The 17,663-nt window shown below is 65.4% G+C and carries 16 protein-coding genes; 5 read left to right on the top strand and 11 right to left on the bottom strand.

Going from position 1 to position 17,663, the window contains the following annotated elements; all coding sequences use genetic code 11:
* Window positions 1-127: 127 nt before the first annotated feature.
* Both BLP95_RS02095 and nfi read right to left on the bottom strand, forming a co-directional pair.
* On the bottom strand, window positions 128-676 hold the full coding sequence (locus BLP95_RS02095) for a DUF1415 domain-containing protein (RefSeq protein WP_089676653.1): 549 nt from the start codon (window positions 674-676) through the stop codon (window positions 128-130).
* A 54-nt stretch (window positions 677-730) separates the two neighbouring features.
* A complete protein-coding gene (gene nfi, locus BLP95_RS02090) occupies window positions 731-1,438 on the bottom strand; it encodes a deoxyribonuclease V (protein WP_089676651.1) in 708 nt (235 codons plus the stop codon).
* A gap of 73 nt (window positions 1,439-1,511) precedes the next feature.
* Here nfi and BLP95_RS02085 point away from each other — a divergent pair, with 73 nt between their 5' ends.
* The 3 genes from BLP95_RS02085 to BLP95_RS02075 all read left to right on the top strand — a co-directional run bounded on the left by BLP95_RS02085 (window position 1,512) and on the right by BLP95_RS02075 (window position 7,738).
* Window positions 1,512-2,789, top strand: coding sequence for an exonuclease SbcCD subunit D (locus tag BLP95_RS02085; protein WP_089676648.1), 1,278 nt, complete (start codon window positions 1,512-1,514; stop codon window positions 2,787-2,789).
* Window positions 2,786-6,112, top strand: a complete 3,327-nt coding sequence (locus BLP95_RS02080) for an AAA family ATPase (protein ID WP_089676646.1) — start codon at window positions 2,786-2,788, stop codon at window positions 6,110-6,112. The genes BLP95_RS02085 and BLP95_RS02080 overlap by 4 nt, the downstream gene beginning before the upstream one ends.
* Window positions 6,113-6,221: 109 nt before the next feature.
* Window positions 6,222-7,738 (top strand): IS3 family transposase gene (locus tag BLP95_RS02075; protein ID WP_089676895.1). Its coding sequence is split into 2 segments (ribosomal slippage): window positions 6,222-6,656 and window positions 6,659-7,738, totalling 1,515 coding nucleotides; the frame shifts between segments, so codons are not numbered across the junction.
* Window positions 7,739-7,957: 219 nt separating this feature from the next.
* Here BLP95_RS02075 and BLP95_RS02070 read toward each other — a convergent pair.
* The 4 genes from BLP95_RS02070 to BLP95_RS02060 all read right to left on the bottom strand — a co-directional run bounded on the left by BLP95_RS02070 (window position 7,958) and on the right by BLP95_RS02060 (window position 11,677).
* Window positions 7,958-8,644, bottom strand: a complete 687-nt coding sequence (locus BLP95_RS02070) for a DUF4145 domain-containing protein (protein WP_089676644.1) — start codon at window positions 8,642-8,644, stop codon at window positions 7,958-7,960.
* A 117-nt stretch (window positions 8,645-8,761) separates the two neighbouring features.
* Window positions 8,762-9,520: a DUF4145 domain-containing protein gene (locus BLP95_RS02065; protein WP_089676642.1), complete on the bottom strand. Its 759-nt coding sequence runs from the start codon at window positions 9,518-9,520 to the stop codon at window positions 8,762-8,764.
* 25 nt (window positions 9,521-9,545) lie between these two features.
* A complete protein-coding gene (locus tag BLP95_RS16625; RefSeq protein ID WP_143004394.1) occupies window positions 9,546-10,391 on the bottom strand; it encodes a hypothetical protein in 846 nt (281 codons plus the stop codon).
* A 272-nt stretch (window positions 10,392-10,663) separates the two neighbouring features.
* Entirely contained in the window at window positions 10,664-11,677 is a 1,014-nt protein-coding gene (locus BLP95_RS02060) for a nuclease-related domain-containing protein (RefSeq protein WP_089676640.1), read from the bottom strand.
* 260 nt (window positions 11,678-11,937) lie between these two features.
* Between BLP95_RS02060 and BLP95_RS02055 the strand changes: the two genes are divergently transcribed.
* Window positions 11,938-12,855 (top strand): homocysteine S-methyltransferase family protein, encoded by a 918-nt coding sequence (locus BLP95_RS02055; protein WP_089676638.1) that lies wholly within the window; start codon window positions 11,938-11,940, stop codon window positions 12,853-12,855.
* 41 nt (window positions 12,856-12,896) lie between these two features.
* Here the strand turns inward: BLP95_RS02055 and BLP95_RS02050 are convergent, their stop codons facing one another.
* The 5 genes from BLP95_RS02050 to BLP95_RS02030 form a co-directional block, all read right to left on the bottom strand.
* The gene (locus BLP95_RS02050) at window positions 12,897-13,571 is read right to left on the bottom strand and encodes an SDR family oxidoreductase (RefSeq protein ID WP_089676636.1); all 675 of its coding nucleotides are present in this window, start codon (window positions 13,569-13,571) and stop codon (window positions 12,897-12,899) included.
* 109 nt (window positions 13,572-13,680) lie between these two features.
* On the bottom strand, window positions 13,681-14,031 hold the full coding sequence (locus BLP95_RS02045) for a DUF3147 family protein (RefSeq protein WP_089676634.1): 351 nt from the start codon (window positions 14,029-14,031) through the stop codon (window positions 13,681-13,683).
* Between the two features lie 39 nt (window positions 14,032-14,070).
* Window positions 14,071-15,015 carry a pirin family protein gene (locus BLP95_RS02040; RefSeq protein WP_089676632.1) on the bottom strand — a complete coding sequence of 315 codons (945 nt, stop codon included), beginning with the start codon at window positions 15,013-15,015 and terminating at the stop codon, window positions 14,071-14,073.
* A 76-nt stretch (window positions 15,016-15,091) separates the two neighbouring features.
* Window positions 15,092-16,039 carry a glutathione S-transferase family protein gene (locus tag BLP95_RS02035; protein WP_089676631.1) on the bottom strand — a complete coding sequence of 316 codons (948 nt, stop codon included), beginning with the start codon at window positions 16,037-16,039 and terminating at the stop codon, window positions 15,092-15,094.
* Window positions 16,040-16,111: 72 nt separating this feature from the next.
* A complete protein-coding gene (locus tag BLP95_RS02030; RefSeq protein ID WP_089676894.1) occupies window positions 16,112-16,555 on the bottom strand; it encodes a DoxX family protein in 444 nt (147 codons plus the stop codon).
* A gap of 164 nt (window positions 16,556-16,719) precedes the next feature.
* On the opposite strand from BLP95_RS02030, the gene BLP95_RS02025 reads away from it, so the two are divergent.
* Complete coding sequence (locus BLP95_RS02025; RefSeq protein ID WP_089676629.1) at window positions 16,720-17,628, top strand: LysR family transcriptional regulator; 909 nt, start codon at window positions 16,720-16,722, stop codon at window positions 17,626-17,628.
* The last annotated feature ends 35 nt before the right edge of the window (window positions 17,629-17,663 follow it).

Genomic DNA, 17,663 nt, shown 5'->3' with positions numbered 1-17,663 from the left:
CGGCGCTGGCCATCCCTGGCCAGCCCGTTCGGAGCAATGCTCCTCACCCCTGGCATAGGCCCCCCTCTTCGACCTGCCCCCGGCGCCTTTCGTTATCACCGCAGGCTAGCTGAGATAGCCCTGCCGCTCAGTCGCCGCGGCGCAGCCGGGCCAGCGCCGCGGCGAGGGGCGCCTGGCCCACCTCGCGCAGCGCCGCCATGTTGCGCTCGGGGATCGCCTCGGGGTCCGGGTAGTGCGAGAGCGCCCGCTCCAGCCCCGCCTCGCGCAGCAGGTGCAGCATGGGGAAGGGGGAGCGGTTGGTGAAGTTGGCGGGATCCGCCTCCTCGGCGTCGGCGAAGACGTAGTCCGGGTGGAAGCTCGCCAGCTGGTAGGTGCCCTCATAGCCCTGATCGGCGAGCAGCGCCTCGGCCACGCCCAGGAAGTCCAGGTAGTCGTCGAAGGCCTCGAGGCCGGGGGTGAGCACCAGCAGGGTGGTCTCGATCGCCGGCGTCGCATCGAGGCGTTCGCACTCACCGATCAGCGCCAGCAGGGCGGGCTCCCAGGCCGCGGCGTCCACCGCCACGTAGCGGATGCTGTCGCGCTCGACCTCGCGGCCGGCGAAGGGGCAGACATTTCGGGCGACCACGAAGGTCTCCACCCACTGGCGGGTGGCGGCGAGGAGATCGACGGAGGGCATGGCGGGCTCACGGTAAAGGAAGTGGCCCGCAGTATAGCGCAGCCCCTGGCGGGGCTACCCCTTAGCACCAGCCGCGCCGCCCCGCCGTGAGGCCAGGCGGTCGGCCAGTCGCGTCGGCTCCGGCAGCTTGGTGCGCACGAGGCAGCGGATCACCCAGTCGAGCGCCGTGGGCAGCGACACCCGGTGACCGCCGGAGACGAAGATCGGCTTCACCTTCGCCCGCGAGCGCAGCACCGCGCCGATCACCTCGTCGTCGGGGCCGTCGGTCAGCGGCACCCAGTCGCCCCGCTCAGGCCCCGGCTCGCCGTGGCGGCCACACAGCCGCGACTTGGCCACGCCGATGGTGGGCAGGTCGAGCCACAGCCCGAGATGGGAGGCGACCCCCAACCGCCGCGGGTGGGCGATGCCCTGGCCATCCACCATCACCAGGTCCGGCGTCACGGCGAGCCGCTCGAAGGCGGCCAGCGCCGCCGGCACCTCGCGGAAGGAGAGCAGCCCCGGGATATAGGGCATGCGCGTCGGCTCGCGATGCACCACCTCCTCCACGACCGTGAAGCCGCCGTCTACCTCGGGTGGCCAGGCCAGCACCACCACTGCCGCCCGGGTGACCTCGCCGCCCTGCTCGAAGCCGATATCCACCCCGGCGAGTCGCCGCACCTCGCCAAGGCGGTCCTCGCGCTCGACGCGGCCGGCCAGGCGCCTCTGCAGGGCGATGGCATCCCGCGGGGCGAGGTTCCAGTCGTGGAGGGGTACCGTCGGCATGGGGACTCCTGAACAGCCGCTCGTGAGTGACGTAGACTATCGCCCCCGGCACGCTGGCAGGAAGGGAGACCTGATGAAACTGATCCACACCGCCGACTGGCACCTCGGCCAGACGTTCCACGGCCAGGAGCGCCACGCCGAGCATCGCGCCTTCCTCGCCTGGTTGCTCGATACCCTGGTGGCGAGCCAAGCCGACGCCCTGCTGGTGGCCGGCGACATCTTCGACGTGGTCAACCCGTCGCTGGCCGCCCAGGAGCTGCTGTACGACTTCATCGTCGGCGCCCACGAGCGGCTGCCGAGCCTCGATATCGTGCTGATCGCCGGCAACCACGACAGCGGCAACCGCATCGAGCTGCCCGCGCCGCTGATGCGCCGTCTGCGTACCCATGCCCTGGGCCGGGTGCGCTGGCTCGACGACGGTACCCTCGACGCCGAGCGCCTGCTGGTGCCGCTCACCGACGCCACTGGCGAGACCCGCGCCTGGTGCCTGGCGCTGCCCTTCCTGCGCCCCGCCGAGGTGACCGGCGCGGCACTGGCGAGACACGACGACGATGACGGGCCCGACGCCGCGCCCAACGACTATGTGGCCGGCATCACCCGGGTGCATCGCCAGCTGATCGCCGCCGCCGAGGCGCGTCGCGAACCCGGTCAGGCGCTGGTCGCCATGAGCCACGCCCACCTGCATGGCGCGGCGGTCTCCGAGGCCAGCGAGCGGCCCATCGTGATCGGCGGCGAGGAGTCGATCTCCGCCGCCCTCTTCCCGCCGGCGATCGCCTACGTCGCCCTCGGCCACCTGCACCGCCCCCAGCAGGTGGGCGAGGCGCGCATCCGCTACAGCGGCAGCCCCCTGCCGCTGGATTTCAGCGAGGCCGGCTACCCTCACCAGGTGGTGGCGGTCCGCCTCGAGGGCGAGGCGCTGGCCGTGACCGAGACGATCCCCGTGCCACGCCCGGTGGCCATGCATCGAATCGGCCCCGCCCCGCTCGAGACGGCACTGGCCGAAGTTGCGGCACTCGACGACGACCCGGCGCTGCCCAGGGAGCAGTGGCCCTGGCTGGAGCTGCAGGTCGCACTCGAGGCGCCCATGCCGGACCTGCGCGCCCGGGTGGAGGCCGCCCTCGAGGGCCGTGCGCTGCGCCTGCTGCGCCTGGCCCGCCGCCTGCCCGAGGTGGCCGGCGGGGCGAACCCCGCCCGGGTCGACCTCGAGAGCCTGGGGCCGCGCAAGCTGTTCGCGCGCACCTGGGAGCAGCGCTGGGGCGAGCCGCCGGGCGACGAGGTGCTGGCCGACTTCGATCGCCTGCGCCAGGCGGTACTCGACGCCGACGACACCCGGGAGGAGAACCACGCATGAGGATCCTCGCCCTGCGCCTGGAGAACCTGGCCTCGCTGCCCGGCCCCCTCGAGCTCGACTTCACTGCGCCGCCGCTGGGCGACGCCGGCCTGTTCGCCATCACCGGTCCCACCGGCGCCGGCAAGAGCACCCTGCTCGACGCGCTCTGCCTGGCGCTGTTCGGCAGCACGCCGCGCCTGCGCCAGGCACCCAGCCGCGACAGCCAGGTCGCCGATGCCCCGGACTCCACCCTGACCACCGGCGACCCGCGCACCCTGCTGCGCCGCGGCGCCGCCGAGGGCCACGCCGAGGTGGATTTCCTGGGCCGCGACGGCCGCCGCTACCGCGCCCGCTGGGCGGTGCGCCGCGCCCGGCAGCGCGTCGACGGCCGGCTGCAGAAGGCCGAGCAGTCACTCACTGACCTCGACGCCGAGCGCCTGCTCACCGCCCAGAAACGCGAGTTCGACCGCCTGCTGCCCGAACGCCTGGGGCTCGGCTTCGACCAGTTCACCCGCGCCGTGCTGCTCGCCCAGAGCGAGTTCGCCGCCTTCCTGCAGGCCGACGACAACGCCCGCAGCGACCTGCTGGAGCGCCTCACCGGCACCGCGGAGTACTCGGCGATCTCCATGGCCGCCTACCAGCGCGCCAACGCCGCCAGGAAGGCCGTCGAGGCCCTGGAGGCCCGGCTCGAGGGCGACCGGCCCGCCGAGCCCGAGACCCGCGCCGAACTGCAGCAGACGGCCGAGGCCACCCGGCAGGCGCTCACCGACCTGCAGCGCCAGGCCGCATCGCTTCAGGACCGGCGCCGCTGGCACGACGACGATGACCGGCTGCACGCGGCCTATCGCCAGGGCCTGGCCCGGCAGCAGGACGCCGAGGCCGACTGGCAGGCGCTCGGCGAGGCGCGTGCCGACCGCGAGTGGCGCCGGCGGATCGCCCCCAAGCGCCATGCGCTGGCACGTAGCGCCGCCCTGCCCGACGAGATCACCGCCCTGGAGGCGAGCCACGCCGAAACGGCGCGGGCGCTCGCCGAGGCCGAGCGTGACCAGGCCGAGGCCCGCGAGGCCCTTGATGCCCGCGAGCGCGACCTGGCCGAGGCCGCCGCGGCGCGCCGCGAGGCCGAGCCCGCCCTGCGCGAGGCCCGAGAGGAGGCCCAGCGCCTCGCCACCCACGACAGGCAGCTCGCCGACCTGGAAGCGGCCCGCACCCGGCAGCAGGCCGAGACCGAACGGCTGGCCCGGGAGCACCGCTCAGCCGATGAGGCCCAGCAGGCACGGCAGCGACGCCGCGACGACTGGCGCTCAACCCTCGAGCGGTTGGTGGGCAGTCACCCTCGCCTCGATGCCGCTCGCCAGGCCGCCCAGCAGATTCACGACGAGGCCGCCCGGCGCCACCTGGCGCTCGCTGAGCTCGCCAGCCGCTGGCAGGAGCTCGGCCGCGCGGACCAGGCCCTGGATCAGCTCACCCGCCGACTCGGCGACGATGAGACCCGCAGGAACACGCTGCTGACCGAGGGCCAGGCCGCCCGCAAGGCCCTGGACAGCGCCCAGGCCCACCTCGACAGCGTCGGCGCGCTGATCGACCGCAGCCGCGCCGTGCGTAGCGAGAGCGTGGCACGGCTGCGCGAGGCCCTCGTCGAGGGCGAGCCCTGCCCGGTGTGCGGCGGCCACGACCACCCCTGGCGGGAGCACCCGCCGGCCACCCCGGAGGCCGCCCAGCTCGAGGCCCAGGAGGCGGAGGAAGCCCGCCAGCTCGACGCGGCCCGGAAGGCGCGCGACGCGGCCCAGCGGCGGCGCGACGAACTTGTCGGCGAATACCGCGCCGTGGAGGCCGCCCTCGCCCGCCACCGGCAGGATCGCGAGGCGGCCGAGCGGCAGCACGACGCCGCACGAAAGGCCCTGGAGGCGCACCCCCTGCAGCAGGAGCTCGCCGCCATCGAGGCAAACGAGCGCGACGCCTGGCTCGAGGCCGAGCGCGAGACGAGCGAGACCCACCGCCGCCGGGCGCGAGGGCACCTGGACGAGCTGGCCCGGGCCGAGGCGGAACTGGCCCCGCTGGAACAGGCGCTGCAGGAGGGCCAGGTCGCCCTGGCGCGCCTGGAGACAGGGAAGGCGAGCGCCGACAAGGCGCTGGCCGAGCTGGACCAGCGGCTGCCGCCGCTGCGCGAGGAGCGCGAGGCACTCGCCCGCGCCCTCGCCGCCCGGCTCGGCGAGCACGCCTCGCCGGATGCCTGGCAGCAGCACTTCGACGCCCGCCAGGAGCAGGCCCGCCAGGCCCGCGACGCCGCCCAGGCGCGCTGGCACACGGCCCAACAGCAACAGCAGCGCCTCGCCCAAAGGGTCGAACACGAGGCCGAGCGGCTCGAGGGGCTACACCGGGAGCGCGACACCCTCGCCCGCGAGCTCGCCGACTGGCGAGCGGCGCACCCCGAGCTGAGCGACGCCACCCTCGACCGGCTGCTCACCCAATCAGAAGAAGCGGCCCGCGACGAGGAGCGGGAGATCGAGGCCGCCGACCAGGCCCGCCAGCGCGCCGCCGCCACCCTCGCCGAGCGGCGCGACGCCCTGCTTCGCCACCGCCGCGACCAGGGCCTGGCTGAAGAGGCGGATGAAGCGAGCCGCGAGGACGAGCGCGACGCGGCGCTGCTGAGTGACGCCGTGGACGACGAACTCCGACGCCGCCGCGAGGCGCTGGAGGTGGCCGAGGCCGAGCTTCACCCGCGCCTGGAGGGGGCACAAAAGGCTCGCGACGAGGCCGCCTTCGCCCTGAGCGACGACGATCGCCGCCGCGAGCGGCGCAAGGCCGGCCAGGCCGAACGGGAGGCCGCCCAGGCCGAGTTCCGCCGCTGGGGCCAGATCAACGAGCTGATCGGCTCCGCCGACGGCAAAGCCTTCCGGCGCATCGCCCAGGCCTACAACCTGGAGCAGCTGCTGGAGCACGCCAATGCGCACCTGAGCGGCCTCTCCCGCCGCTACCGGCTGATCCGCGGCGGCAGCGAGCTCGGCCTGCTGGTGGAGGATCGCGACATGGCCGACGAGCGCCGCTCGGTGCACTCGCTCTCCGGCGGCGAGACCTTCCTGGTCTCTTTGGCGCTGGCCCTGGGGCTCGCCTCGATGGCGTCAGGCGAACTGGTGATCGAGTCGCTGTTCATCGACGAGGGCTTCGGCAGCCTCGACCCGCAATCCCTGGCGCTCGCCATGGAGGCACTCGACGGCCTGCAGGCCCTGGGCCGCCGCGTCGGCGTGATCTCCCACGTGCAGGAGATGCACGAACGCATCCCGGTGCAGATCCGGGTGGAGCCCGTCGGCAACGGCACCAGCCGGGCAATACTGGTCAGCCAGTGAAGGAAGAGAAACGGCTCCCCTATGCGTCAACGTAGTTGTCACCTAAACGGATTGAGAGGTGATCAACGTGCGTTACCCCGCAGAGCGTAAGGAAGCCATCCTCAAGAAGATGGCGCCGCCCATGAGCATGACCATCCCGGAACTGGCCGAGCAGGAAGGCATCACAGCGACAACCCTTTACAATTGGCGGAAGCAGGCCAGAGCACGAGGACAGGTTTTGCCATCACGTTCCACCCAGCCCGATCAGTGGACCAGCCAGGAGAAGTTCCAGATCGTCCTGGAGACGGCCCCCATGAACGAGGCCGAACTCAGCGCCTACTGCCGCGAGCGCGGGCTCTACCCCGAGCAGGTGGAAGCCTGGCGGGATGCCTGCATGAACGCCAACGATGAGGCGGCAGCGCAGGCCAAGCAGCTCCGTCAGGCGCGCAAGGCGGAGCAGAAGCGGCTCCGCAAGCTGGAGCGAGAACTGCACCGCAAGGACAAGGCTCTGGCCGAGACGGCGGCGCTGCTGGCCTTATCAAAAAAAGCCGAGGCGATCTGGGGCACGACCAACGACGAGGACGACTGACCAGCCTCCCGGATCGCCAGCGCATCGTGACCCTGGTGCAAGACGCCCAGCGTGACGGTGCTCGGCTGGCCAAGGCCTGTCAGGTGATGGGCATCAACGTGCGGACCTACTACCGTTGGGTCTCTGAGGGCGAGGTGACGGCGGATCGCCGCCCCGGCGCCGACCGCCCGGAACCGGCCAACAAGCTGTCTCCCGAGGAGCGAAAGGCGATCGTGACGCTGTGCAACGCCCCGGAATACCGAAGCCGACCTCCGGCCTTCATCGTGGCCGATCAGGCGGACAAGGGCCGCTACCTGGCCTCTGAGTCGACGATGTACCGAGTCCTTCATGAATATGGTCAGCAACACCACCGGGGCCGCCAGCAGGTCCCGCAGCGCGGGCGTCCGCCGACAACGCACCAGGCCACCGCGCCTAACCACCTGTGGTGTTGGGACATTTCGTGGCTGCCTGGCCCTGCGCGTGGCACTTGGTGGTATCTGTACCTGATCATGGATGTCTTCAGCCGCAAGATCGTCGGGCACGAGGTCTACGAAAGCGAGACCGGCGAGTTGGCCGCCGAGCTGATCCAGAAGGCCTGTTGGCGAGAGCATCTGACGGATCGTCATAAGCCCCTGATTCTGCACTCAGATAACGGCAGCCCGATGAAGGCAGCGACCTTCCTGGAGAAGCTCTATGACTTGGGCATCACCCCGTCATACAGCCGACCAAGGGTCAGTAACGACAATGCCTTCGCCGAGTCGGCCTTCAAGACGCTGAAGTACCGACCGGGCTTCCCCGTCGCCGGGTTCGCCACCCTGGCCGAGGCCCAGGAGTGGGTCCAGCAATTCATCGAGTGGTACAACCACGAGCACCGCCACAGCGCCCTTCGCTATGTCACCCCAGGCCAGCGCCATCGCGGCGAAGCCGAGGATATTCTGACGCAGCGCCGAAAGGTCTTTGAGAATGCGAGGCAGCGCCACCCGGAGCGGTGGGCAGGCGCCATCCGGAAGCTCAGCCTGCCGGAGGTGGTACACCTCAATCCCGAGCGGGACCCGGTGCCACAGGCCGCAGGATTTTAAAGAGCCGAAGTCATTTCATGTGCCAACTATGTTGACAGACTCCGGCTCGCTGCGGTGGGAAATTCCATCGTCAGCGAGCCGGATTTTTCAAAAAACGTGTCAGCTCTCGGCCAGAAGCGGCCGTTCAGAAAAACCTGATGTAATGTAACGCCGCGCTCTGCGGCAAATTTGGAGCGCAGCGGAAAATTTGTCCGACAGCAGCGCCTTGTTAGGTGCGGTTTATCCAATTTCTCTTCTAGCGGCCCTTCTCTGACCTGCTATTTCCAGTCTTTTAGGTTCAGTATAGAGACGTTCCAAAAGGATAAATGTAAAGTCCAGAATATCTGCTGCATCGTCCTTTGAAAGAACTCCCTCATGCGCTCCATCATTGCCATCATCTTTTATACAAGTTGACAATTCTCTTAGTGCTTCTGGAAGTATTTGATTATCGAATAGCCAGAGTAGGCGTAACCCAAGGTTTCTTTTAACTCGATTATTGAGTCCTTCAGCCTCTTCTGGCAAAAGTGATTTGGTGGCTAAATCTAAGCACAAACGAAACATGGTCGCTGCTGCGTTGCAGCAACCAATAGACATGCAGGCAGCACCTTCTTTAAAGATATTATTTATGTCTTCGGGTAGATATTCAGGTGGTTTTTCTGTCGTATTATCTTGGATTCCGATATAGCGTTCTACTCTGACAATTTCATTAACCGCAACCTTGAGATTAGGAAGACCTTCATTAATTAATTTTGAGTAGTCATATTCTTTTTGTGATACAAGAAAAATCGTTGGCTTGAAGCATGCGCGGCAAACACAGAAAACCTCAAGGTATTTTTTCCAATCATACTCGGTATAAACAAGAATCTGATTCTGTAAATCAAAGGTGATTTCCTTTGCTCCACACCTTGGGCAATCTGCTACTAACATTGACACGATAATCTCCTCATCTGTGTTCCTTTAGCACCTAACGCCTGCAGCATGCGCGCCCATGTAATGGAGCCGAAGGCGCAATGAAATGGGCGTCGCCGTGCCTGCTTGGTTATATTATTTAGGTCCTTTTTTCTTGTTTATTCTTTTGGCCAGACTCTTGGCACTTTCTCTCTTATTCTCAAAAACTTCCGACAATATTTCACTCAATAGTTCATAAGAATCGAAAACATCGTCAATGGTCACTTCTTGACCGCTATGACTACCCGCATTGCCAAGCCACTTTACTGCAAAGAAAAGGTCTTTGACATGATCATATTTTTGAGGAAGTAGGTCGATTCTTTGGTGTAAATTTAAGTATAGCCTTTTCCCATTTTTCGTATTGAATCGCTTAATTTTCAAGAAGGTCAGCAAGTGTTCAAGAGCGATTCTGACGTGATTTGAGGAAGACGCAGGGTCAGAAAATATGAGTGAAAAGGAGGTATTTACTTCATCAGTTACTGAGTCCGGAGTTGCTTTAGGAATCGAAAAGAAGCAAAGGTGCGGCTCAAAGTAAACCGGCCTGAAGTAGTCATCATAATTTACGTCCGGGTTACCATTTTCATCATAGTAAAAATCTTGATCAACAAAACCCGTTCCAGTGCTAGACACTACTTCCTTGCATGCCGAGTTGGTGCATTCGAATAGGCAGGAGTATACGTAATCAATCCAATCAGGGTCCCATGCATCATGGCTATGAGCTAGCCGAGATGAACGGGTTTCCTGGTAAAGAAAAGAGTTTTCTTTAACTTTAAGGTTGCCTTTCGTGCAGGTTGGACAGACAAATTTCGTGACACTATTTTTCCTAAACGGTGTTTTATAGGGCTTCCTATCCATAACTTCCTCAAATATAACGCCGCATTCAGCGGCTTGTCCGCTGCAATGCTTTGTTAGGCCAGGCTCTTGCCGAGCGCGTTGCTTCTAACTCTTGAAGAACATCTTTCCGCTCGTGCTTGTAGTCGAAATGGCGATCAATTTCTGCAATATATTTGTTGCCGTTGTACACCCAATCGTCTTGTGGGGAAAGAGTGTCTAACATAAGGTCGCCAATTGTACTCACGCCTGATGCATGAAACGTAAAAACTAAAAGAGTTGAATACACTTCGCTCAATAACTCTGCCACTTCCTGTAGCTGCTCAGCTCGTTCTAATCCTATCGTGATTCCCTGCTCATACAGTGAAAATCGCTCCTCAATTTGCTTGGTAGACGCATGGACGTACTCACAGGCTTTGTAATAATTTTGAGTGTACTCAGAACAAAATGACTTCTTTAAGTCTTGGTTTCCGATCATGTGAAGATCAATATCATGGATATACTTTATATTCGATTTATCGATTTTCTTATCGAAATAAACGAGCTTTTCACTTAGCTTCCCTCTCCACAATTTCTGATCTACATATAAGTAGCGCATGCTCGAATCAATGAGGTAGCGTATTTCTCGTTTCGCAGGATTTAAGCCTCCTTCTTTGAGCATTGCTACGATCATGATGGCTGACATGAAATAATCATCAATATGGCTGAGCGAAAGAGAATTATCACGAAATTCAGCACCATGGCTGCAATAAAAAGAACATGACTTCATGCCTTTGATGAAGTCGAATGTAACCACTTCTATAAGCTTTAGAGAGTTCTGATATTCATCGGATTCAAGATGCTTTTTATGCTCAGTGATTTTAGCTTCTCGCTCAGCTTGAATCTTAGAAAGCATGCTATGTATATCATCCATGGCGAATACTTAAGTAGGCCTAACAGTTGTATTATACGGCGTGCTCGATATTCCACTTGAACGCGCACGCGCGTTCAACAATGTTATGCCGCACGCTCATACCCCTCCCATCCTATTGAAATTCCTAATAATTAAGTATAGTTCGGCGGTATAACACCAATCATATCGCATGCTGCATATCCCCAATGAACGTGCTTGCTGCCTTTGCCGGCATGTCCGCTTTGGGTCGATAGCTGTCATGACATCCCTCTCCTCTATGCCTGCCGATAGACCAGAAACTGCTGCGCGCATTTCTGACAAGTACCAGTGTATTCCGGGCCATCCTTGGATACCCGCACGCTCTTCCAGCCGCAGGCGGGGCATGGCTGCTTCATCGAGGTGTTGGTGCTGCAACGACCGCACTTCACGTAGTAGCCGTATTGGCCGTACATGCCCGTGAGCTGATGTGACTCGCCACACTGCTTGCAGGTCACCAGGTTCTGGGCCTGCGTGGCTGGCTCGGCCTGGAATGGGGCGGTATCCGGCGCCGGTGTAGACGAGTAGTGCGATACGGGCTCGGTAACGGTGGCGGCCGGCTCTGGTGTGGCGGTTTCGCTATTGCTGTTCGCCGAGGCGGTGCTTACCTGATCGTTATGCTCGAGCAGGAAGCTACCAATATTGGCCAACTCCCGCTTCGAAAACGCAGGCTTGGCCTTGATAAAGGCGATGGCGATATTTCCGACTATGTCCTTCACCTTTTGCGCCAGGAACTCGGTCTTTACCACCCGATCGGCGACCTTCTTGGGCATCTTGTCGCGATGCAGGATCGCGGTGCTGGAGACGGCACACAGCACCTGCCAGTCACGTCCCCCGACGCCTCCTTGAATGCCCAGTATTTTGCTGATGACTTTCTCGACATTGGCAGCTAATAGACGACCCAATACCATCTTCTGAAGTTCAGCCTGGCGAATCGGGGACGGGATCCCTATCCAGTTGCCCTGGTAGCTGCGCGACCACTCCCCGGCGGCGTTGACCGTGACCTCGCCAACGATGCTCTTGGACTCGATGATGATGAAGCCGTAGGGGTGGAGGATCAGATGATCGATCTGCGCCCGCTCGCCGTGATGCTCGAGGCGCAGGTCGTTGATGACGTGGATCTGCTTGTGCTCGCCGAATTCGCGGCGCAGCTGGAAGGCGACGTCCTGCTCCTGCTTGTGGCCGTAGAAGGCGCGCTGGTCACGGTCATCGCCGTCGCTGCTTGGATAGGCATCCTTTTCCTTAAGGATCATGGACTTATTCCTGCATATCGGCTCGGCTGACGAGCCTGCTGACGTTTGGCAACAAATCGTTACCCGTCAGCCTGGCACCAAAGCCGCCTGAGGGCCAGCCGTGCGATGGTCGCAAGGCGGCATCACCCCCGCCATGGTTGTCGCGCCGCCCTGCCTTCGCCATCCTGAACGCCACCCAGTTCGGTCTCTCGAGGTGCGGTCATGGTGATCCTTCCGAAACCCTGTCAGGCCTTATCCCCTATGAGCCAGGAGCCCACGCCATGAGCGCTGAGACACAACGTATCGTGCTGCTGGACGGCGGCATGGGCCAGGAGCTGAGGCGGCGCAGCCAGCGCCCCGCCACGCCGCTGTGGTCGGCCCAGGTGATGCTGGACGAGCCGCAGCTGGTGGTCGCCGCCCACCGCGACTTCATCGATGCCGGTGCCCGGGTGATCATCACCAACAACTACAGTACGACACCGCAGCGGCTGGCCCGCGACGGCGACCCTGCCCTGTTCGCGCCACTACAGGCCGCCGCGCTCGAGGCCGCTCGCCAGGCCCGGGAGCAGAGCGGCCGGGCGGTGCGCATCGCCGGCTGCCTGCCGCCGCTGGTGGCGAGCTATCACCACGAGCTGGTGCCGGACGACGCCATCTGCCTGCGCGACTACCGGCGGCTGGTGGAGGTCCAGGCCGAGGAGGTCGACCTGCTCATCTGCGAGACCATGACCCTCACCCGCGAGGCGCTGGCCGCGACCCGCGCGGCGGTGGAGCGCCAGGTACCGGTATGGGTCGCCTTCTCGGTGGATGACGCCGACGGCACGCGGCTGCGTTCCGGCGAGCCGCTGGCCGAGGCGGCCAGGGCCGTGGTGGCGGCCGGCGCCAGCTCGGTGCTGGTCAACTGCTCGGTGCCCGAGGCGGTCACCACGGCCATGGCACAACTGGCCGGCCTCGACGTGCCCTACGGCGGCTACGCCAACGGCTTCACCTCGGCCGCGGACCTCGCCCCCGGGGGCACGGTGGAGGGGCTGGAGGCCCGCCGGGACCTGGACCCCGAGCGCTATGCCGAGCACGCCTGCGAATGGGTCGCCCGGGGGACGACCCTCGTCGGGGGCTGCTGCGAGGTGGGCCCGGCGCACATCGCCGCCCTGGCCGCGCGACTAGTCGCGCTGGGCTATCAGCTGGATGACGAGGCGGAATGACGCCTGAGCGTGACCGAGGGCCCACACGCGGCCCCCGGCGGCTACCAGGGCAGCGCCTCGCCGTTGCTGTGCCAGAAGCCGCCGCTGGTCGCCAGGGTCAGCTCCTCGATGCGCCGGGCGATGCCGGCCGCCGCCTCCTCGGCGTCGATCAGGCCGCCGAAGTTGACCATGCGTGTCTTGACGTAACCGGGATGGAGCTGGGCCACGGCGATGCCGCGCGGCTTGAGGTCCACAGCCAGCGACTTGCCGAAGGCATTGAGTGCCGCCTTGGAGGCGCGATAGCCGTAGCGCCCGCCGGAGTCGTTATCGGCGATGGAGCCCATGCGGCTGGTGATATTGGCGACCTTGGCGCCCTCCCCCAGGTTGTCGAGCAAGGCCTCGGTCACGCGCAGGGGCGCGTAGGCGTTGATCTCCATCTGGGCGCGCAGGGAATCAACGTCGATCTCGCCCAGCACATCGTCCTGTAGCAGCCCGGCGTTATTGATCAGCAGATCCAGGTGCCGCCCCGCCAGCGACTGCTTGAGCCGCGCCACGTCCTCGGCGCGCGTCACGTCGATCCCCTCGATCAGCGTCTCGGCCAGGTCACGCAGCTCGGCGGCCTCGTCGCCGCCGCTGCGGCACACGCCGATCACCGCCCAGCCGGCATCATGGTAATGGCGGGCCAGGGCCAGGCCGACGCCGCGGTTGGCGCCGGTGATCACTACGGTGGAGGTCATGACGTCTCCTCAAAGTGGAATGTCGTCCCCATCCAGATGGGGGCGCGAGCGCCGGCTTCAACCGTCGCCGACGCGCCATCACCGACGAGCCGGGCCTGCGGCCCGTGGCCTACAGCTCGATGCCATAGAGACGCAGCAGCGTCACCATGAGCCAGTAGCAGAGGGCGGTGATGGCGATGGAGACGACGAGGCCGGCATAGAAGTTGACGCCCTTGGCCAGCAGCAGCGGCAGCGCGACGAACAGCGCCAGGGACGGCAGCACCAGCCAGAAGACGCTGCCGGCCAGCGCACTCACCTTCGCCGCATCGCCGGTATCAAGGTAGAGCCAGAGCATCGCCAGCACCGAGGTCAGGGGCACCGAGGCCAGCACGGCCCCGAGGAAGGTGCTGCGCTTGGCCACCTCCGAGATCAGCACCACCAGCAGGGCGGTAACCGCCACCTTGGTCACGTAGTAGAGCAATCTCTTCGCCCTCCTTCGCCGGGTCGGGAGTCGTCGGGCCTAGACCTTCCAGGGCAGCGGCGGTGGCATCAGGCGCTCCTCGAAGGAGAAGCCGGCCACCCGGCCGAAGCGCTCGCCGCCGGCCTCCCACTCGCGCTGGGCCGCGGCGATCTCCGCCTTGTCGTGGCCGACGAAGTTCCACCAGATGAGCACCTCCTCGCCCAGCGGCTCGCCACCGATCAGCAGCGCCCTCGCTCCCGCCGGCAGGGCCAGTGTGATGGCGTCGCGCCCGCGGCCCAGATAGGCCAGTTCGTCCACGGCGAGCGCCTCTCCCGCCAGGCTCGGCGCCCCCTCCAAGGGCAGCAGGGCGTATTCGAAGGCGGGATTCAGCGGCAGGGTCAGGGTCGCGTCGTGCTCGGCGGCGAGGTCCACCCCCACCAGGGGCGAGAAGGTAAGCGTGGGCGCCTCGCGGCCGTCGAACTCGCCCACCAGCAACGTCAGGGTAGCCCCCGCCTCCCGCCAGACCGGCAGGTCCGGGTAGTGGTCGAAGCGCGGCGCGGTGTGACGATGGGCATGCGGCAGGGCGATCCATAGCTGGGCCGCGTGCAGCTGCGGGTCGTCGGGCAGCGACTGCTCGGTGTGGCTGATACCACGACCGGCGGTCATCAGGTTGACCTGGCCCGGGCGGATCACCTGCTCGCTGCCCAGGCTGTCGCGGTGCAGCACCTCACCGGCGATCATCCAGGTGAAGGTCTGCAGGCCGATATGCGGATGGGGGCCCACCTGCATGCCGCGGCTGTCGCCCTTGAAGACCACCGGCCCGGCATGGTCCAGGAAGCACCAGGCTCCCACCAGGCGGCGCTGCCGTGAGGGCAGCGCACGGTGCAGGGGGATGCCGCCCACTTCGGCGGTGCGAGCTGGCACGTGTTGCACCTGGCGCCGCCCTTCCACCACCGGGCAGTCCAAGGACGACGACGCCGTGGCGTCCTTGATCAGGTTACTCATGGCAGCCTCCTCGCCTGTCGCGTGATGGTCTCACCATAACCCGCCCAGGCGCTGGCGTCGCCGGGACGCCCCGGGCTCAGATCGCCACCGGGCCGGCGGGCACGATGCCGGTGGGGTTCAGCGCCTTGATCGAGTAGTAGCCCGCCTTGATGTGATCGAGGTTGACCGTCTCGGCGATGCCTTCCAGTGCCAGGAGGCGATGCATGTAGGCGTGCAGCGCCGGCATCGCGGCCAGGGTGTTGCGGTTGCACTTGAAGAGCCCGTGGTAGGCGGCATCGAAGCGCACCAGGGTCACGAAGAGGCGGATGTCGCTCTCGGTCAGGTCATCGCCGAACAGGTAGCGGCGCCCGTCGCCAAGCCGCGCCTCGAGGGCATCGAGCCTGGCGAAGACCTTGCCGTAGGCCTCATCAAAGGCCTGCTGGCTGGAGGCGAAGCCGGCCTGGTAGACACCGTTGTTGAGGTCGCCGTAGATCTCGCGGTTGAGAACATCGATCTCCGCGGCCAGGTGACCCGGGTAGAGGTCCGGCCCCTGGTCGACCAGGTGCGAGAAGGCGGTGTTGAGCATGCGCAGGATGTCGGCGGATTCGTTGTTGACGATGGTGCCGGTCTTCTTGTCCCACAGCACCGGCACGGTGGCACGGCCGGAGACCTTTGGGTCGGCGCGAGTGTAGAGCTCATGCATGTAACGCGCGCCGTTGAGGCTATCCTCGTCGGCGCCGGGTAAGCCGCCGAAGCGCCAGCCCTGATCGGTAAGCCGCGGGTTGACCACGGTCACGCCGATCAGCGCCTCCAGCCCCTTGAGCCGGCGCGCCATCAGGGTGCGCGAGGCCCAGGGGCAGATGTAGGCCACGTAGAGGTGATAGCGACCCGGCTTGGCCTTGAAGCCGCCGATGCCGGTGGGGCCGGGGGCACCGTCGGGGGTGATCCAGTTCCTGAAGGTCGAGGTCTGGCGAATGAAGCGCCCCTCGTCGTCCTTCGCCTGGACCGGTTGCCAGTTCTCTTGCCAGATGCCGTTGACCAGCATGTTGCGTCCTCCTGTTCATGGGGCACCCTCCGTCGTGGGAGGGTGCCGGGTCGGGTCAGTCGCGTCGACGGCTCAGAGGCGCTTCGCGACCAGGCTATCCAGGGAGAGGCGTCCAGCGCCTTGCAGGGTGAGCGCCACGGTGGCGGCCAGCAGGGCCAGGGCGAACTCATAGCCGTTGTTGGCCATGAACAGGCCGTTGCCGAGGTGCACGCTGACGATGGCCACCAGCATGGTGAAGGCGGCGGCTAGCGCCGCGGGGCGGGTCAGCAGGCCGACCATCAGCGCCAGGCCGCCGAAGAACTCGGCACCGCCGGCCAGCAGCGCCATCAGCAGGCCGGGGGCCAGGCCGATGCTCTCGAGCCACTGGGCGGTGCCGGAAAGGCCATAGCCGCCGAACCAGCCGAACAGCTTCTGGGCGCCGTGGGCGGCGAGGATCAGGCCGACCGGCAGGCGCAGGGCCAGGGCGCCATAGCCGCCGGTGGTGGTGAACAGGGTCTTGATCGCTTGGGTCTTCATGGTGTCGTCCTCATCGTCGTGTCGGGGAAGGCCGAGGCGGCGGGTGGCCTCGAGCGATGGGGCCACTCTACTCTCGCCCCATGAACGGAATAAGGGCGCCAGCGTTGCATTATTATCCTCAATGCGTTGATAATTGACCTTCCCTACCCCGCGAGGAGCCGGCCATGGACCGTCTCGATGCCATGCGCGCCTTCGTCACCGTGGTCGCAGAGGGGAGCTTCACCCGGGCGGCCGAGCGCCTGGCGCTCTCCCCCCAGCTGGTCAGCAAGCATGTCTCGCAGCTGGAGCAGCACCTGGGCGTGCGCCTGCTCAACCGCACCACCCGCCGGCTGCACTTGACCGAGGCGGGGGCCGCCTATCGGCAGCGCGCCGAGCAGGTGCTGGCCGAGATCGACGACATGGAGAGCGAGCTCGGCGAGCTGCAGGGCCAGGCCCGCGGGCAGCTGCGCATCAGCGCCCCGGTGTCGTTTGCCATCCGCCACCTGGCGCCGCTGATCAACGACTTCCAGCGCGCCCACCCCGCCGTGGATATCGACCTGCAGCTCAACGACCGCAAGGTGGATATCGTCGAGGAGGGGTTCGATATCGCCCTGCGCATCGGACGGCTCAAGAGCTCCTCGCTGATCGCCAAGCGCATCGCCCCCGTGCGCCTGGTGCTATGCGCCGCGCCCGACTACCTGAAGGCCCACGGCACCCCCGAGCAGCCCCGGGACCTCACCGGTCACCGCTTCCTGCGCTACCGCTACATGGAGGAGAGCCAGGAACCGCTGCTGAAGTGGCTGTCACGCGACGGCGGTGGGGAAAGAGAGGGAGGCGAACTGACCAGCAACAACGGCGACGTGCTGGTGGAGGCCGCCATCGGCGGGGCCGGCATCGCCCTGCAGCCGACCTTCCTGACCGGCGAGGCCATTCGCCAGGGGCGGCTGGCCATCGTGTTGCCCGAGCATGAGCCCGAGCCGCTAGGGCTCTATGCGGTGTATGCCCACCGCCAGCTGCTGGCCAGCAAGGTGCGCCACTTCGTGGACTTCCTGGAGGGGTACTTCGGCGACCCGCCCTACTGGGATCGCTTCTGAGGGTCCCGGCAGGCGCTATGCTATAACCGCAACAG

Origin of the sequence: Halomonas shengliensis (assembly GCF_900104135.1) — a bacterium.
In the GTDB taxonomy this organism is placed as follows: domain Bacteria; phylum Pseudomonadota; class Gammaproteobacteria; order Pseudomonadales; family Halomonadaceae; genus Halomonas; species Halomonas shengliensis.
Note: the sequence above shows the minus strand (reverse complement) of the source record. Positions and strands in the feature narration are given on the sequence as shown.

Bases quoted from the DNA above. Each gene is read 5' to 3' on its own strand.
- BLP95_RS02035 (WP_089676631.1), bottom strand. From the start codon at position 16,039: ATGCTGGTCAACGGCATCTGGCAAGAGAACTGGCAACCGGTCCAGGCG.
- BLP95_RS02095 (WP_089676653.1), bottom strand. From the start codon at position 676: ATGCCCTCCGTCGATCTCCTCGCCGCCACCCGCCAGTGGGTGGAGACC.
- BLP95_RS02085 (WP_089676648.1), top strand. From the start codon at position 1,512: ATGAAACTGATCCACACCGCCGACTGGCACCTCGGCCAGACGTTCCAC.
- BLP95_RS02065 (WP_089676642.1), bottom strand. From the start codon at position 9,520: ATGGATAGGAAGCCCTATAAAACACCGTTTAGGAAAAATAGTGTCACG.
- BLP95_RS02040 (WP_089676632.1), bottom strand. From the start codon at position 15,015: ATGAGTAACCTGATCAAGGACGCCACGGCGTCGTCGTCCTTGGACTGC.
- BLP95_RS02070 (WP_089676644.1), bottom strand. From the start codon at position 8,644: ATGTTAGTAGCAGATTGCCCAAGGTGTGGAGCAAAGGAAATCACCTTT.
- BLP95_RS02080 (WP_089676646.1), top strand. From the start codon at position 2,786: ATGAGGATCCTCGCCCTGCGCCTGGAGAACCTGGCCTCGCTGCCCGGC.
- BLP95_RS02050 (WP_089676636.1), bottom strand. From the start codon at position 13,571: ATGACCTCCACCGTAGTGATCACCGGCGCCAACCGCGGCGTCGGCCTG.
- nfi (WP_089676651.1), bottom strand. From the start codon at position 1,438: ATGCCGACGGTACCCCTCCACGACTGGAACCTCGCCCCGCGGGATGCC.
- BLP95_RS16625 (WP_143004394.1), bottom strand. From the start codon at position 10,391: ATGCTTTCTAAGATTCAAGCTGAGCGAGAAGCTAAAATCACTGAGCAT.
- BLP95_RS02025 (WP_089676629.1), top strand. From the start codon at position 16,720: ATGGACCGTCTCGATGCCATGCGCGCCTTCGTCACCGTGGTCGCAGAG.
- BLP95_RS02060 (WP_089676640.1), bottom strand. From the start codon at position 11,677: ATGATCCTTAAGGAAAAGGATGCCTATCCAAGCAGCGACGGCGATGAC.
- BLP95_RS02030 (WP_089676894.1), bottom strand. From the start codon at position 16,555: ATGAAGACCCAAGCGATCAAGACCCTGTTCACCACCACCGGCGGCTAT.
- BLP95_RS02055 (WP_089676638.1), top strand. From the start codon at position 11,938: ATGAGCGCTGAGACACAACGTATCGTGCTGCTGGACGGCGGCATGGGC.